Source organism: Mesorhizobium sp. M4A.F.Ca.ET.022.05.2.1, assembly GCF_003998845.1.
Classification (GTDB): domain Bacteria; phylum Pseudomonadota; class Alphaproteobacteria; order Rhizobiales; family Rhizobiaceae; genus Mesorhizobium.
The window spans coordinates 1-15,483 of record NZ_RZOJ01000114.1 but is presented as its reverse complement, the minus strand read 5'-3'; the positions used below and the strand labels follow the sequence as shown (position 1 = coordinate 15,483).

The following is a 15,483-nucleotide window of genomic DNA, read 5'->3' as shown; positions in this document are numbered from 1 at the left end:
GCGTCGCGTAGAGATCGGCGGCGGCGCGCTCCAGTGTCAGGTCCATGTTCTCCAACCGCGCCCGGATCGGCAGGTAGGCAAAGGGGATGCAGAATGCCGTGTGCGCGGCGATCAGATAGCCGAGGCCGGAATAGCCGGTGAAAATCTTGATGCGCGAAAAGAAGATCAGCAGCGCCACGCCGGTGACGATCTCCGGCACCATCAGCGGCTGGTTGATCGCCGCGTATTTGAAGGTCAGTCCGGGATAGGGCGCCGTGCGCGTCGTCGCCAGCGCCGCCATGGTTGCGGCGATGGTCGCCAGCACCGCGGCAACCGAACCGATCTGGAACGATCGCAGGGTGGCATCGATGACCTGCGTGTTCTGCCATGCCGACTGGAACCATTTCAGCGAGAAGCCGCCCCACTCCGAGGTCGATGTCGCGGCGTTGAAGGCGTAGAACACCAGGACGATGATCGGCAGATAGAGGACGACGAAGCAGGTCGCCGCGATCGCGGTGAAGCCCGGCTGGTGCTTGATCGAGAAATTAGCCATGGCGCACCTCCGCCCGTCCGGCATTGCGCACATAGGCCAGCAGCGCCACCATAACGATGATCATCACCGTGATCGACAGCGCCGAGCCGAGCGGCCAGTTGCGGCCCTGCCCGAACTGCAACTCGATCAGGTTGGATAGCATCATGTTCTTGCCGCCGCCGAGCACGCTGGGCGTGACATAGGCGCCGATCGCCGGAATGAAGACCAGGATCGAGCCGGCGATGACGCCCGGCCTGACCAGCGGGAAGATGATGCGCCGCAGCACCTGGAACCGGCTGGCATAGAGATCGTAGCCGGCCTCGACCAGCCGGAAGTCGAGTTTCTCCATGCTGGCATAGATCGGCAGCACCATCAGCGGCAGGTAGACATAGGCCATGCCGATCAGGATCGCCGTATCGGTGAACAGTATTTGGACAGGCGCCGAGACGATGCCGAGCTTGATCAGGATGGTGTTGATGATGCCCTCGTTGCGGATGATCTGCAGCACCGCGAAGGTGCGGATGAGCAGGTTCGTCCAGAACGGGATGGTGATCAGGAACAGCCAGATGTCGCGCGTCTTTTCACTGCGCGTCGCCATGAAATAGGCGGTCGGGAAACCCAGCGCCAGGGTGGCGATCGTCGTCACGATCGCCAGCTTGATGGAGCGCCAGAAGATGGTGACGTGAGCGGCGGCAAGCGAAAGCGTGTCGTCGAAAATGTCACGCTCCATGAACACCGACAGCCAGGCCTCCGGCGAGAATTGCCATTTCACGTCGCCGTACGCGCCGGGCGTCAGCAGCGAATAGACCAGCACGATCAGCAGCGGGCCGGTCGCCGCCAGAAAGATGATGATGAGCGCCGGCGCCGACAGCAGCCAGCGCGTGCGGACGTCGCGCCGTTCCGCTTCCTTGGCGACTTGTTCCGCGGTGGCCATCAGTCCCTCAGCACTTGCGCGGCGTCGTTGCCGATCAGGATGCCGACCTTGTCGCCGCGCTCGAAGCCGCAGCCGGCGCTGCGCGTATTCTGCTGACGCACGGTGAAGGCCTCGCCGCTGTTCAGCTGGACATGGATATGCGTGTCGGTGCCGAAATAGACGATGTTTTCGACCGTTCCCGACAGGTCGCCCTTGGCGTTGCTCAGCTTGGCGTGCTCCGGCCGCACCACCACGGTGGCGTTGTCCTTCGGCTGGAAGCCCTCGGCCACGGTCGCCTCGATGGTCGCGCCGGATTTGAGCGTCGCGCGCGCCTTGCCGTTGCCAATGTCCGATATGGCGGCGGTGAGAAAGTTGGTCTCGCCGATGAAGTCGGCGACGAAGCGTTCCGCCGGCTTGTCGTAGATGTCCCAGGGCGTGCCGACCTGCAGGATCTTGCCCGACGACATCACCGCGATGCGGTCCGACATCGTCAGCGCCTCTTCCTGGTCGTGGGTGACGAAGATGAAGGTGATGCCGGTCTCGTGCTGCAGCCGCTTCAGCTCGATCTGCATCTCTTTGCGCAGCTTGTAGTCGAGCGCCGACAGCGGCTCGTCGAGCAGGAGCACCTTCGGCTGCGGCGCCAGCGCGCGGGCGAGCGCCACGCGCTGCTGTTGGCCGCCGGAGATCTGGCTGGTGCGACGGCCGGCGAGCGCCTCCATCTTGACCAGCTTCAGCATCTCGCCGACGCGCGCCTTGATCTCGGCCTTGGGCTTGCCCAGCATTTCCAGGCCGAAGCCGATATTCTCGGCTACCGTCATGTGCGGGAACAGCGCGTAGGACTGGAACACGGTGTTGACCGGCCGCTTGAATGGCGGCAGCGGCGCGATGTCCTGGCCGTGCAGCAGAATCTCGCCGGCGGTTGGAAAGTCGAAGCCGGCGATCAGCCTCAGAAGCGTTGTCTTGCCGCAGCCGGAAGGCCCCAGCAGCGTGAAGAACTCGTTTTCGCGGATCGACACCGAAACCGTGTCGAGAGCGGCGACCTGGTTTTCACCGCTGCCAAATACCTTGCGAACGCCACGAACCTCGATCGCATTCTTATCCGGTTGTTCCGGCACGATTACCCCATTGAGATGGCCTGCTCTTGGCGGCAGGTTTTGTTCCTGTTTGATTGTCACCATAAGCCAATCGGCTTGGCAACTGCGGAGCTTGGACTGGACTAAAAAGCAATTCCCGTGCCACCGTCAGGCTTGATAAGTGACCTTTCCGCCGCAAACCGTGGTGACCGGCCGCACCTTGTGCAGATCTTCCGGCGCGGTCGCCTCGATATCGGCCGAGAGCACCACCAGGTCGGCCAGATAGCCCGGCTTCAGGCGGCCCTTTCGGTCCTCCATGAACTCGGCATAGGCCCCTTCCACCGTATAGCCGGCAATCGCCTCGTGCAGCGAGAATCTCTGGTCGGGGTCGGTGCTTGCCCATGGTTTGCGCAACACTGCCGCTTGGATGCCCAGGATCGGATCGATGGGCGCTACCGGCCAGTCGGAGGCGAAGACGACGCGCGCGCCGGCATTCTTCAGGGTCCGCCATGCATAGCTTAGCGGCCAGCGGGCCTGCCCGATGCGCGACACCGTCGGTTCCAGGGGAAAATCCATCGCGCCGGGCGGATGCGGCGGCTGCATGGAGGCGATGACGCCAAGATCTTCGAAGCGTGGCACATCGGCGTCGGTGATGACCTCGATGTGCTCGACCCGGTGCCGGCTGTCGCGCTTGCCATTGGCCTTCGCGGCCGCCTCGTAGCCGTCGAGGACGGCACGCACCGCGCCGTCGCCGATCGAATGCACCGCCATCTGCAGCCCGCGCCTGTCGACGGCGACCGCAAGCTCGGCGAACCGGCGCGGCGTAAACAGCGGCTCGCCCACCCAGTTCGGCCGGTCGGCATAGGGTTCGACCATCACCGCCGTCCAAGATTCGAGCACACCGTCATAGAACACCTTGACCATGCCCGACGACAACCACTCGGTGTTGTAGCGTTCGGCCATGACGGACGCCTTGTCGAGGATGTCGAGCGTCATGAAATTCTTGTAGTGAAACGGTATCTGCGCACGGCAGGACAAGCCCTCCTCGGCCTCGATCTCGGCCAGCAGCTCGAGCTGGTAGAGATTGCCGTCCATGTTCTGGATGGAGGTGATGCCGTGGCGCGCGCACCAGGCGAGCCCGCGCCGCATGATGTCGCGGTCGGCGGCGCGCTCGGCGGCGGTCGGCATCGGATCCGGCTCGCCGCCGGTCGCCAGCCCCAGCCGCACCCGACCTTCTCCGGCAAGATCGAGCACCGGGCCGAACGCCTCGCCCTCGCGCAGTTCGCCTGCGGCCAGGCCATCCTCGCCCATGACGATCTCGTTGCCCGGACCAAGCGTGCGTCCGTGCAGGATGCCGGCCATCTCCAGCGCCTTGGTGTTGGCCCACATCGTGTGGTGGTCGGGAGCGGCCATGACGAAAGGCCGGGCGGGCAGGATCGCGTCGAGATGGTGGCGCGTCACCCGCACGTCGCCAAGGACGGTATAGTCGACACCTTGCGCGACCAGCATCTTGGCGTCGGGCCATGCCGATGCATAGTCGCGGATCGCTGCTTGCAGCGCCTCGAAGCCGTGGACGCCCGACAGTTGCAGATGCGCAAGCTCGGCCGCCCCCGAAAACAGATGCATGTGGGCTTCGATGAAGCCGGGGATCACCGAGCCGCCCCCGGCGTCGACGATCCTGGTGGCCGTTCCCTTGTAGCCTTCGATCGAGGCACGGCTGCCGATGGCGATGATGGCGCCGTCCTTGACGGCAATGGCTTCGGCTGCGGGATTGTCGGCATCCATGGTCAGCACACGACCGTTGACGACGATCAGATCCGCATTGTGATCCGCACCCGTGACAGACATCGCGACTCCGCGCTTTTGACGACTGGCCGTGACCGGCAACCCCTTGGCCAACGGCGTTCCACTCCGCCGGAGCGGCGCGCCATGGGACAAGAATGATGCCAGCGCGCTGTCTTCGAAATTCCCCTTGTTATCCCGGCAGACAGCGTGGATAAAGAATGCGACTAATTATTCGCGTTTGTCAACGCTCCGAATTTCGAATGAATTGTGGACAGCACCCGGCGCCTGTCTTGAGACCGGGGCGGGGAACGAGGACCTAGAGCCGTGAAGCGCAACCTCAGCCGCGAAACCAGGATAGCGCTCGAACCGCGCAAGCAGCCGCGCCAGGAACGCTCGAGCAAGGTGGTCGACAGAATTCTCGACGCGGCGCTGACCTTGACGCGGGAGCAAGGAACCAAGGCGCCGACGACGCTCGCCATCGCCCAGCATGCCGGCCTGTCGGTCGGTTCGGTCTACCAGTACTTTCCCAACAAGGAGGCCATACTTCTCGACCTCGCCCGGCGCTGGCTGTCGTCGTTTCCGGAGGTGATCGCAAGGCGCATCGAGGTCGCCCCACCCACCAACCGCGAAGAGTTTCGCCAGGAAGTGCGCAAGCTCTTCATCGACACCTCGAAGCTCTATCTCGACAACGCCAGCCTGATGCCGGTGATCGAGGCCATATCGGGAAACGCCGACCTGAGACCGATCCAGAACGAATATGACGACCAGATCATCGCCCTCTACGCCGCATGGCTGCAGCATGTGAACCCGGCTCTTGAAGACAAGGTCGCGAGCCGCCTCGGCTTGCTGATGATGGAGGTCGGGCACGCGTGCCGGCTTGTGGGGCTGAAAAGGGATCGCAAGACATACGACCTTATCGAGGACGATGTGGAAGTGATGTGGCTCGCCTTGGTGAACCCCTATCTCAATCTTGACTGATTTCGCACTTCGAGAGGAATTTCATGAAGACTGTCTATTCGCCGCTTCACGCCGGCCATGCAGGCCAGATGGAACTGGTCACGTCGGCGATCGTGCCGGGTTTCGAAAAGCCGTCGCGGGCGGAATTCATCAGGGCGCGCGTCGAGAGCGAGAAGCTGGGGCTGATCATCGGGCCGGTCGAGCATGATCTCGCCGCCGCCAAGCGCGTGCACAGTGCCGACTACATCGACTTCCTGCCGACCGTCTGGCCGCGATGGACGGCTGAGGGGCACAAGGGCTCGGCCATGGCGTTCACCTGGCCGACGCGCGGTTTGCGCGGCGACGTGCCGCCGCGGCGCATCGACGGCCTGCTCGGCTATTATTCCTTCGACGCCGGCGCCACCTTCGTCGAAGGCACCTGGGCGGCGATCAAGTCGTCCTATGAAGTGGCGCTGACGGCGGCTGAACTGGTCAAGGCCGGCGAGCCGGCCGCCTTCGCGCTCTGCCGCCCGCCCGGCCATCATGCGGGTGCCGCCTTCATGGGCGGCTATTGCTTCATCAACAACGCCGCCGTTGCCGCGCAGTGGTTCCTCGACCAGGGCGCCAGGCGCGTCTCGATCCTCGATGTCGACTACCATCACGGCAACGGCACGCAGGAGATCTTCTACGGCCGCGGCGACGTCCAGGTGATCAACCTGCACGGCGATCCGATGACCGAATATCCGTTCTTCCTCGGCCATGCCGACGAGCACGGCATCGGCGAAGGCGAAGGCTTCAACCTCAACTACCCGATGCCGTTCGGCACCGACTGGGACGGCTGGAACGCCTCGCTGGAGGATGCCTGCTCCAAGCTTGCCGCCTACGTCCCCGATGTCGTCGTGGTGTCGCTCGGCGTCGACACGTTCGAGAAGGACCCGATCAGCCAGTTCAAGCTGAAGAGCGCCGACTATCCCAAGATCGGTCGCCGCATCGCCAGGCTCGGCCTGCCGACGCTGTTCGTCATGGAAGGCGGCTACGCGGTGGAAGAGATCGGCATCAACGCCGTCGGCGTGCTGACCGGCTTCGAGGACAGGTAGGAGCCCAAGGGGGTGGCAGCAGCCGCCCCTTGGAAACTCTACGCTATGCGGCAGCGCCGGGGCTCGGCGCGGCGGCCGGCACGGCCGGTTTGCGGGAACGCCCAAGCATGTACACCGCCGCCGCGGCAATAACGCCCGCGGCCAGGATGGCGGCCGCCAGCACCGGCCGATACCAGAACCAGGCGACGGCGATCGTCGTCATCCCGACCAGGATCGCCAGGACGAAGGCGATGATGCCGGTGCCCAGCCGGGCCAGGCTGCCGAGGAAGGGTATGACGTCGAAGATCACCCCGATCGGGCCGAGCAGCAGGGCAAAGCCTATCGTCAGCAGGATCAGGCCGCCGGCGCGCAGCAGCCAGGTTATCAGCGTGTTCGCGCTGACCGCTTCGGCGAACATCCTGTCGGCGGGAACGTCGCCCGTATCCACCATCAGCAACGCATCGCCGGCCGCCGTCTGGTAGGACTCGAACCGGTCGCCGGCCTGGCGCGCGACGATGCTGACGGTGCCGAGCGGCGCCAGCTCGTAACCGATGCGATAGTCGCCCAGCGCCGGCGACGTCGTATCGGCGCCGAGATAGATCCTGCCGTCGACGATGTTGATCGGCTTTGCACCGGTATAGGCAGCCTCGATCGCGGCCGACTGGCTGGACGAGAGCGAAAATTCCTTGTCGCCCCCGATGCGGTCGAGCACCGGCCTGTCGAGCGTGAAGGCGCCGAGTTTGCCCTCCGCAATCTGGAAGCTCCTGCTGTGGATCGCCATCGGCGGGTTCTGGTGGCCGTCGGGCTTCTTGAAGTCGGATGAGTTGATCTGGCTGTCGTCCCACACCTTCGAATAGCTGTAGGTCGTCACCGTCTCCTCGCCGCCACCCAGCTTCTTCGTCGTCTCCGACTTGGAGTCTTCCTTCCACTGGTACATCTCGACGCTGCGCGACAGGCGCAGCCCCTCGGCCTGAATGCCGAAATCCGGATCGGCAAGACCGCTATCGGCCGTCACCGGTCCAGTCACATGCACCAGCCTGCCGTCATTGCCGGCGTCGATCTTGTCTACGCCGACCGAGACGACGGTGCCGGCGCCTTCCGCCAGCGAGCGCGCCGTCTGCACCGCGCGGCCTTCGTTCCAGAACAGACCGATCACCATCAGCACGATCAGGATCAGGCCGAAGACCACCCCGCCGACCGCGCGCTTGATCCGTCCGAACCACGAGACGGACGTCACTTCCTGGAATGAATCGCTCATCGTTTCCCCCGCAAGACCACCGGCAATGGACGCCCATCCATTGCCGCCATGCGAATCCTAGCCGAATCGGCCGCGCCCCGATATGGCGGCCCGGCACCTGCCCCGATTTTTCCATCGAAGAGACCGGTTGAAAGCAGCGCGAAACGGCCCCTGAGTCGCGATCCGAGTCCACCGGATTCGATTTTGTCAAATCGCGTTTGATGTCGGATTCATCTACGGGTAGATTAGACCCGAATCAGCCGGTCCTCGGGGGGCGCGGCGACCACCCAAAGTCTCAAGTTCCGGCACTCGGCCGGCACCAGACGCGGACGGCTTCGCGTTCCCTGTAGGGATTCCGACCTGGTTGGGCGCTGACCGCGCCTTGAGTGTGTCTTCGTGACAGTGACGCGTATTTCGGGTTCGGCCGCTGGCGACACCAGCACCGGGCACATGGATCGATTCCGGCCAAAGCATAAAATGAGCAGTCCCGCCGCGCTTCTCCAATCCGAACCATCGCGCCTGGCGTCTCGCGGCGACCTCACCAGCTTTTTCATGCAGCTTGCCGCCGAGATCGGCGCCGACAGCTACATGCTCGTCGCCATCATCCACGACCAGGATCGCAGCGATGCCCGCATCGTGTCCTCCAACTGGATATTCGACGCCATCGAGCTCATCGGCAAACGGCTGATAGCCGGCCTCGCCCAGGGGCCGCTGACCGCGTCGCCCGGCAACCGCCCGAGGCCGCTGGTGGCTGCCCAGGCGCCCGATGCCGGCGCGCTGCTGAGCGGCGAGGAGGCCCGCCTGCTCGATGTGCTCGGCCACGCCGAGATCTACTCGCTGCGGCTGAATGTCGGTCGCCAGCGCCTGTTCGCGCTGTTTTCGGCCGCCGAGGTCGGCAAGATCGACCAGCCGGCTCTGATGAAAGCCCAGCTGAAGTGCTGCTATGCGCTGTCCGACATCCCGCAGCTGATCGCCGCCGCCGCCATGCAGGACCCGCTGTCCGACCGCGAGCGCGAATGCCTGTTCTGGGTGTCGGAGGGCAAGACCACCGACGAGGTCGCGCTGATCCTCGGCGTCTCGTCGAACACCGTCAACAGCTACATCACCCACGCGATCCAGAAATTCGCGGCCAGCAACCGCGCGATGGCCATCGCGACGGCGATCAGGAGCGGCATCATTTGAAACAGGCACAGGTCAAGGAGGCAGCCGAGGCCCTCTTCAACGAGCAGCGCAGCCCCTTCGGCGCCTTCTCGCTCGGCTCCGAAACGCACCACGCCGTCACCATTCCGGACGCCGTGCGCCGCTGCCGCTGGATCGCCGTCGACATCAACGCCGGGGCTTTCGGCCTGTTCTTCGTCAGCCCTTCGCTGGAACGGGCCCGCCTCGTGCCAAGCTTCGATTCGGACTACCCCGGCACCTCCGTGGCCACCAAATTCATCTCCGGCGCCAATGGCGAGGAAATGGTGCGCCACACCCGCATCTCCACGGCGCCGCGCTGGTGGGCGGACGACGGCATCGCCAGTTCGCAGCAGGCCTTCCAGGATCTTGCCTGGGCCGAAAGAACGGCGCCGCTCGCGCCCGGCACCAACGGCATCGCCTTTCCCGTCCATGCCGACCGCGGCCAGTGCGGGCTGGTCATCTTCCTCGGGCCGGACATCGCCCTGCCGCAGGAGGCGCTCTACGAGATCCACGCCCGCAGCTTCTCGCTGTTTGCCGCGGTCGCCCGCATCCGTCCGACCGACACCAGCCGGATGCGCTCGATCTCCAAGCGCGAGCTCGAATGCCTGAAGCTGACCGCCAACGGCAACACCAGCGAGGAGATCGCCAAGCTGCTGAAATTGTCGGTGCACACCGCCAACCAGTACCTGACCCAGTCGACGCAGAAGCTCAACGCCGTCAACCGCAACCAGGCGGTGGCCAAGGCGCTGCGGCTCGGCCTCATCGAATAGATCGTCCCGCGAAGGCTCCGAGCACGGACCGGCCGAACCTGCGCGACCGCGAGGGCCACGGCATGCCAAACCGCGCGCGGTCCATCACCGCCGCGCTTTGCTTCCCTCAAGGCAGATTTCAGTAGGCGATCGTCTCGGTCCTGCGGATGCGCGCCTGTTCGATCACCGCTTCCAGGAGCGCGGTGTTGTGCTCGGGATTCTCGCCGGGCTTTTCGAACGACACGTAGTTGACCACGACATGGTCCTTGTCTCCGCTCAACGTCAGCTGGAAATAGACGGTCACGCCGGGTGGCCTGAGCTCGAGGTCGAGCACGATGCGCGGACTGCCGCTCCAGTCGACATGGGCTTCGCCGCCGTGACCGAGCCTGAGCGTGCCCGGCATGAAGAACAGTTCGGCCGCCGAATCCACCAGATCCGACAGGCAGGCGAAATGCTCGAGCCGGATGAAGGCGATATAGTCGGCGACGTCGATCAGCCTGAGTTCGGTGATCACCTGCTCGATGGCGTTGGCGACGATGATCTCGCGGGATTTTGCGTAAGCTTGCCGGTTCATGAGGTCAGTCTGCGCTCAGCCTTTTTCGAATAGACGATCCGCACCAGCTCGGCGACGGCCTGGTAAAATTGCGACGGGATTACGCTATCAACCGAAACTTGCTTGTACATGGAGCGCGCGAGCGCCACATCCTCAAAGATCGGGATGTTGTGCTCCCTGGCGATCTCGCGGATCTTGAGCGCCACAAGATCCTGGCCCTTGGCCAGCACCATGGGCGCGGAATCCTCCTCGCGGACGTATTTCAGCGCGATGGAATAGTGCGTCGGATTGGCGATGATCAGCGTGGCGCGCGGCACCGCCGTCATCATGCGCCGCCGCGCACGATCACGCGCCAGCGACCTCAGCCGCGACTTGACGATCGGATCACCTTCGGACTGCTTCATCTCGTCCTTGATTTCCTGCTTGCTCATGCGCAGGTCGCGCCGCCAGTGGAAGCGCGACCAGACAAAGTCGGCCACCGCGATCAGCCCCATGACGAAAACGATCGCCACCAATATGTCGACGGCGATGCTCCTGATGACGAGACCGAAGGCGACCGGGTTGGTGATCATGCCGGCAAGCAGCCTGCGGTGGTCCTCCGACAACGTGAAGCCGAGCACGACGACGGCAAAGCCGAGCTTGCCCAGCGACTTCAGGAACTCGACAAGGCCCTGCACGCCGAACATGCGGCTCCAGCCCTTGGCGATCGAGATGCGCGACAGCTGCGGCCTGACCCGCTCGCCGACGAACTGCGGCATATTCTGGAACACCGAGGCGCCGACGCCGGCCACCACCAAAAGCACGAGCAGGCTGACGACGGCGCGGCCGATCTCGAAGATGACTGTCTTGTAGAGCGCGATGACGTCGGTCTCGGTATCCATCGGCCAGGCTTCGGGCTTCTCCAGGAACATCGACAAGAACATGCCGAGATCGATGATGGCGTCCTTGGCGTAGAAGACGGTGAACACCAATATGGCGACGAAGGAGGTGAAGATCGCCGCTTCGCGCGAATGGGGCAGCTTGCCCTGTTCGACGGTGTCGCGGATCTTCTTTTCTGTCGCTTCCTCGGTTTTGGAGTCCTTGTCGACCGATTCAGCCATGGCGTGCTAACCGAGCCGCCATCAGGCCGCTTCGCTCTGCGACGAGGAAGGGAGTTCGAACGCCCCTTCACGCGACAGGCGGATCGTCGCCACCGCGATTGTCTTGCGAGCCGCCATGATGTCGGCCAGCGCGATGCCTTCGGACCCCTGCCCGAGTTCGGATTCGATCATGCGCCGCGACCTTGCGCCGATCGCCGACAACACCGATTCGGTGAGTGCCGGCGGCGCGCCTCGCAACGCCAGCGTGACCAGTTCGGTCGACAGCCCGTCGAACAGCAGCACCCGTGCCTTCTGGGCGAGCAGCGGCAAATCGTCGAAGGCGAACAGCCGCGACCTGACGCCGTCGAGATCCGGCGTGCCGGCCTCCTCCAGATCGTGCATGACCTCTTCGAGCTGAGGCTTGTCCATTTCGTTGAGCACGCTGGCGACACGCGCCTGTCCGGCCGAGATATCCTTCGTCGCGGTTTGCGACAGCAGGCTGCTGCGCAATTGGCTTTCGACGATCTTTGCGGCCGCATCCGGAACCGTGGCCAATGTGACCATGCGTTTGATGATCTCGCTGCGGACGGGCTTCTCCATCGTCAACAGCACGTTGGCCGTTATCTGCGAGGAAAGCTTCGACAGCACCATGGCCGATGTCTGGGGGTGCTCGCCGGACAGGAAGGCGCGGAGGCGGCCGGGCTCCAGCTTCTCGAGGTCGGGCCAGATCGGCGGCGGGCCCTCGGGTGCCACCTCGAACCTCTTGTCGCCCATGATGGCGCTCATTTCCTCTGGCGACAGCGATTCGTTGAGGATGGTGTCCATCCGGTCGGCGGAATCGAGCAGGCCCGCGCCCTCGGTGAATTCGGCTTCGAATTCGGCGACGATGCGCTCGAGGTCGCTCTGCGGGATCGTGCGCAGCAGGCGCGCCCCTTCGATCAGTGCCTTCAGTTCTTCCTGCTTGAAGAATTTCAGGAGCCGGCTGGCTGAGGGCTTGCCCATCGCCACCAGAATGGCGGCTGCCTTTTGCGGGCGCGTCAGCGTGGTCAGCGTCGTCATGCTGTCTGTCCCTGCGGTCGATGGCGGTGCACGCCGGCCAAGCCTACGCGCTCTTGGTGGCGGCGATGATTTCGGTCAGCCTGATGCCGAAGCGCGACGGGTCGCTTTCGAGCACGGTGATCTCGCCGCGGGCGATCTTGCGGCCGTTGACCACCACGTCGACAGGCTCGCCGATACGCCGGTTGAGCGCCACGGTCGAACCCTTCTGCAGCGCCATCAGCTCGGACACCGGCATCTCGGTGCTGCCGAGGATGATCTGCACGTCGACCGGAATGGCCATGATGATGCTGGAATTGGCGCCGCCGGAAGCGGCCCTGTAGGCAACGTCCGGGCGCTTCTCCTCTTCCTTGAGGACGCCGCGCAGCTCCTCGATGGCGCGATCGAGCTGCTCGTCCGGCTGATCGGGTTCGGCTTCCACCTTCGTCTTTGCCATGCGTCGTCTCCAAAAAGGTCAGGCCACCCGGCGTCAGCCCGGCATCAGCCCGTCGATGAAATCCTGTCCGGCATCGTAGGGATGCCGGACGCGGACGGTGTAATTCTGGCCGAGCTTGCCGAACTCGCAGACGAACAGCGTCTTGTCGCGCGCGCTGAGCCGCGCATGCGATTGCGCCGTCTCTTCGAATTCGATGATCTGCCCGACTTCGAGGCTGGCGAGGTCGCCGAGCGTCAGCCGGGCGAGCGGCATCGTCGCCTCCAGCGTTACTGTCGAGCGCATCACTTCTTCGGAGAAGCGCGCCCGCCAGTCCGAGCCGGCCGTGTGATCGTCGTCGTGGGCGCCGGCCGCGCCGCCACGGGTCGCAAGCAGGATGCGCTGCGGGATCATCACCGTGACAGTGCCGCTGTCGGTCGGCGTCGAGATGCCGAACAGCATGCGGACCGCCGCCCCATCGCGCAGCACCCGCCGCTTAGCCTCCATGCCGGACATTGCCCGCTGCACCGGCAGCCGCAATTCGAGCGAGCGCTTGCCCGATCCATTGAGCGCCTGCGCCACATGCTGGATCACCGTCGTCGCCACATCGGTCTCGATCTGTGACAGCTCGCGTTCGATTGGCGAGACCCGCGCGTCCGGGTCCCCGCCGAACAGGGCGCAAACCACGACGGCTATGGCCTGAGCGTCGATCACCAGGGTCATGGCGTCGGCCGAGGTCGGCGATGGAACGATGACCATGGCGAAGGTCTCGCCGGCATCGGCGCGTGCATGGGGAACCCGGCTCACCTCGACCGCCCGCAGATCCACCGTAACCGGCGCGCCAAGCTCGACGGCAAGGCTCTTCTGCAGCAGCGGCACGGCGCGTTCGGCCATCGCCCGCCCGGCACCAATGACATGACCGGCCTCGCCGCTGTCGCCGACGAGACGTTCGATGATCAGGGAACGGGTCTGCGACGGACTGCCCGGACTGGTCATGATGGCGAGCGGCCCTGTCTGTCTTGACGCATGCTCAGGCCGCCTTCTTTTCGGCCGTGCCGGTATTCATCGTGCTCTGCTCGACGGCGTCGATCGTCGGCCGCTCGTAGGATGAGATGGTCTTGCGGCCGAACTCGATCGCGACCTGCGGCAGCGCGCCGTTCATGTAGGCAAGCAGCGTCTGCTTGACGATGATGTAGAGGCGATTCTTCTTCTCGCGCACGGTCTTGATCTTGGTGGCGACGGGCCCCACCACGCCATAGGACAGGAAGATGCCGAGAAAGGTGCCGACGAGCGCGGCGCCGATCAGCCCGCCAAGGATTTCCGGCGACTGGTCGAGCGCGCCCATCGCCTTGACCACGCCGAGCACCGCGGCGACGATGCCGAGCGCCGGCAGGCCGTCGCCGACCGCCACCATCGCGTGGTAGGCCTTCAGCTTGTCGGTCCTGATGGTCTGGATCTCCTCGTCCATCAGCGCCTCGATCTCATGCGAACGCGCATTGCCGATGATGATGATGCGGCAGTAGTCGCAGATGAAATGCGTGAGATCGTGGTTCTTCAGCACCGTCGGGAATGCCTGGAAGATCGCCGATTCCTCGGGATTGTCGATATGCGCCTCGACCTCGCTGCGCGACTTGGAGCGCAATTCGCGCATCAGGCTGTGCAGAACGCCGAGCGTCTCGAGATAATCCCGTTCCTTCGGCACCGCCTGCTTGAACGCTTCGAGAATGCCCTTGCCGGTGTCCTTGACGGTCTTCATCGGGTTGGCGACCAGGAAGGTGCCGAGCGCCGCGCCGCAGATGACCACCGCTTCCCAGGGCTGCATGAGCACATGCAGATGACCGCCCATGGCCATGAAGCCGCCGAGGACGCAGCCGAGCGTCACCACCAGTCCGATCAGAATGCCCACGCAAGATCCTTCCGCATGTCACCGCAGGTCCCAACCGATAGTCCCCGTGCCTTGTGTGAGGCTTGAATCGACGAGGCTTCAACCCGCGAGGTCCGGATCGCGGGTTGCGGGGCTGATTCAGCTTCGCGCAAGGAAGTGACTGTATTTTCCTGGAATAGCTTCGGCCGGAGGCGCACAGCGTGTTGAACACTTATACGAGTTACCAGCTTATCGCCAAGGACATACCCAAGGCGATCGATCAGGTTGAGGCGCAGCCCGTCGTCAAGCGCGATACCGACTACTATCTCGCCAATATCGGCAACATCAAAACCATCGACGACTTCGTCAAGGACACCCGCCTGTTCACCTATGCCATGAAGGCGTACGGCCTGGGCGACATGGCCTACGCCAAGGCTTTCATGGTCAAGGCGCTCAAGGAAGGCGTCTCGGATTCGGACAGCTTCGCCAACAAGCTTAGCGACAAGCGCTACGCCGCCTTCGTCAAGGCGTTCAACTTCGCCGCCTATGGCTCGACCGCCACGCTCTTTCCCTCCGCCCAGCAGGGCACGGTCGACAAATACATGCGCCAGACCCTGGAGGAGAATGCCGGCGAGACCAATCAAGGCGTGCGGCTGGCACTCTACTTCCAGCGCAAGGCGCCCGACATCACCAACTGGTACGACGTGCTGGCCGATACGGCACTTTCGAGCGTGGTGCGCACCGCGCTCGGCCTGCCCGATTCCTTTGCCTCGGCCGACATCGACAAGCAGGCGCAGTTGTTCGAGCAGAAGCTCGACATCGCCGATTTCAAGGACACCGACAAGCTGAACAAGTTCCTGACCCGGTTCACCAGCCTGTGGGAGGTCAACAACCCCACCTCAACGGCGCAGACATCGGTCAGCGTGCTCTTTGCCCAGCCGACCACGGTCGGCATCTCGACCGATCTGATGATGGCCATGCAGAAACTGAAGTTCTGAGAACACCATGCAGGACAGCCTCTACGTCGCCCTCTCCTCGCAGATCGCGCTCGAGCGCCGGC

16 protein-coding genes are annotated in these 15,483 nt (G+C 64.2%); 5 read left to right on the top strand and 11 right to left on the bottom strand.

Annotation, left to right across the window (positions count from 1 at the left end; all coding sequences use genetic code 11):
* The 4 genes from EN745_RS14945 to EN745_RS14930 all read right to left on the bottom strand — a co-directional run.
* Positions 1 to 532 (bottom strand): spermidine/putrescine ABC transporter permease PotC (locus tag EN745_RS14945; protein WP_127421624.1); only part of this gene is annotated, 532 nt, incomplete at its 3' end.
* Positions 525 to 1,445, bottom strand: coding sequence for an ABC transporter permease (locus EN745_RS14940; protein WP_127283891.1), 921 nt, complete (start codon positions 1,443 to 1,445; stop codon positions 525 to 527). The genes EN745_RS14940 and EN745_RS14945, both read right to left, overlap by 8 nt.
* Positions 1,445 to 2,539 (bottom strand): ABC transporter ATP-binding protein, encoded by a 1,095-nt coding sequence (locus EN745_RS14935; RefSeq protein WP_126058508.1) that lies wholly within the window; start codon positions 2,537 to 2,539, stop codon positions 1,445 to 1,447. The genes EN745_RS14940 and EN745_RS14935 overlap by 1 nt, the downstream gene beginning before the upstream one ends.
* Positions 2,540 to 2,665: 126 nt before the next feature.
* Positions 2,666 to 4,345: an amidohydrolase gene (locus tag EN745_RS14930; RefSeq protein ID WP_127421623.1), complete on the bottom strand. Its 1,680-nt coding sequence runs from the start codon at positions 4,343 to 4,345 to the stop codon at positions 2,666 to 2,668.
* 261 nt (positions 4,346 to 4,606) lie between these two features.
* On the opposite strand from EN745_RS14930, the gene EN745_RS14925 reads away from it, so the two are divergent.
* Together EN745_RS14925 and EN745_RS14920 are read left to right on the top strand one after the other, a co-directional pair.
* The gene (locus EN745_RS14925) at positions 4,607 to 5,260 is read left to right on the top strand and encodes a TetR/AcrR family transcriptional regulator (RefSeq protein ID WP_126058506.1); all 654 of its coding nucleotides are present in this window, start codon (positions 4,607 to 4,609) and stop codon (positions 5,258 to 5,260) included.
* A gap of 23 nt (positions 5,261 to 5,283) precedes the next feature.
* Positions 5,284 to 6,315, top strand: coding sequence for a histone deacetylase family protein (locus tag EN745_RS14920; protein ID WP_127421622.1), 1,032 nt, complete (start codon positions 5,284 to 5,286; stop codon positions 6,313 to 6,315).
* A 43-nt stretch (positions 6,316 to 6,358) separates the two neighbouring features.
* On the opposite strand, the gene EN745_RS14915 is transcribed toward EN745_RS14920, so the two are convergent.
* Positions 6,359 to 7,552 carry a TMEM43 family protein gene (locus EN745_RS14915; RefSeq protein WP_127421621.1) on the bottom strand — a complete coding sequence of 398 codons (1,194 nt, stop codon included), beginning with the start codon at positions 7,550 to 7,552 and terminating at the stop codon, positions 6,359 to 6,361.
* 456 nt (positions 7,553 to 8,008) lie between these two features.
* Between EN745_RS14915 and EN745_RS14910 the strand changes: the two genes are divergently transcribed.
* Positions 8,009 to 8,713: a helix-turn-helix transcriptional regulator gene (locus EN745_RS14910; RefSeq protein ID WP_127406626.1), complete on the top strand. Its 705-nt coding sequence runs from the start codon at positions 8,009 to 8,011 to the stop codon at positions 8,711 to 8,713.
* Positions 8,710 to 9,480: a helix-turn-helix transcriptional regulator gene (locus tag EN745_RS14905; protein ID WP_127421620.1), complete on the top strand. Its 771-nt coding sequence runs from the start codon at positions 8,710 to 8,712 to the stop codon at positions 9,478 to 9,480. The genes EN745_RS14910 and EN745_RS14905 overlap by 4 nt, the downstream gene beginning before the upstream one ends.
* 118 nt (positions 9,481 to 9,598) lie before the next feature.
* On the opposite strand, the gene EN745_RS14900 is transcribed toward EN745_RS14905, so the two are convergent.
* Genes EN745_RS14900 through motA form a run of 6 tightly spaced genes read right to left on the bottom strand, consistent with a single transcriptional unit; the run spans position 9,599 to position 14,465 of the window.
* Positions 9,599 to 10,033, bottom strand: coding sequence for a hypothetical protein (locus EN745_RS14900; RefSeq protein ID WP_126058501.1), 435 nt, complete (start codon positions 10,031 to 10,033; stop codon positions 9,599 to 9,601).
* Positions 10,030 to 11,112 carry a flagellar biosynthesis protein FlhB gene (gene flhB / locus EN745_RS14895; RefSeq protein ID WP_126058500.1) on the bottom strand — a complete coding sequence of 361 codons (1,083 nt, stop codon included), beginning with the start codon at positions 11,110 to 11,112 and terminating at the stop codon, positions 10,030 to 10,032. The genes EN745_RS14900 and flhB overlap by 4 nt, the downstream gene beginning before the upstream one ends.
* Positions 11,113 to 11,133: 21 nt before the next feature.
* Positions 11,134 to 12,150 (bottom strand): flagellar motor switch protein FliG, encoded by a 1,017-nt coding sequence (locus tag EN745_RS14890; RefSeq protein WP_127421619.1) that lies wholly within the window; start codon positions 12,148 to 12,150, stop codon positions 11,134 to 11,136.
* A 43-nt stretch (positions 12,151 to 12,193) separates the two neighbouring features.
* Positions 12,194 to 12,583: a flagellar motor switch protein FliN gene (gene fliN / locus EN745_RS14885; RefSeq protein WP_126058498.1), complete on the bottom strand. Its 390-nt coding sequence runs from the start codon at positions 12,581 to 12,583 to the stop codon at positions 12,194 to 12,196.
* A gap of 33 nt (positions 12,584 to 12,616) precedes the next feature.
* Positions 12,617 to 13,555: a FliM/FliN family flagellar motor switch protein gene (locus EN745_RS14880; RefSeq protein ID WP_126058497.1), complete on the bottom strand. Its 939-nt coding sequence runs from the start codon at positions 13,553 to 13,555 to the stop codon at positions 12,617 to 12,619.
* Between the two features lie 34 nt (positions 13,556 to 13,589).
* Complete coding sequence (gene motA, locus EN745_RS14875) at positions 13,590 to 14,465, bottom strand: flagellar motor stator protein MotA (RefSeq protein ID WP_126058496.1); 876 nt, start codon at positions 14,463 to 14,465, stop codon at positions 13,590 to 13,592.
* A 179-nt stretch (positions 14,466 to 14,644) separates the two neighbouring features.
* Here motA and EN745_RS14870 point away from each other — a divergent pair, with 179 nt between their 5' ends.
* A complete protein-coding gene (locus tag EN745_RS14870) occupies positions 14,645 to 15,421 on the top strand; it encodes a DUF1217 domain-containing protein (RefSeq protein ID WP_189363055.1) in 777 nt (258 codons plus the stop codon).
* Positions 15,422 to 15,483: the final 62 nt, after the last annotated feature.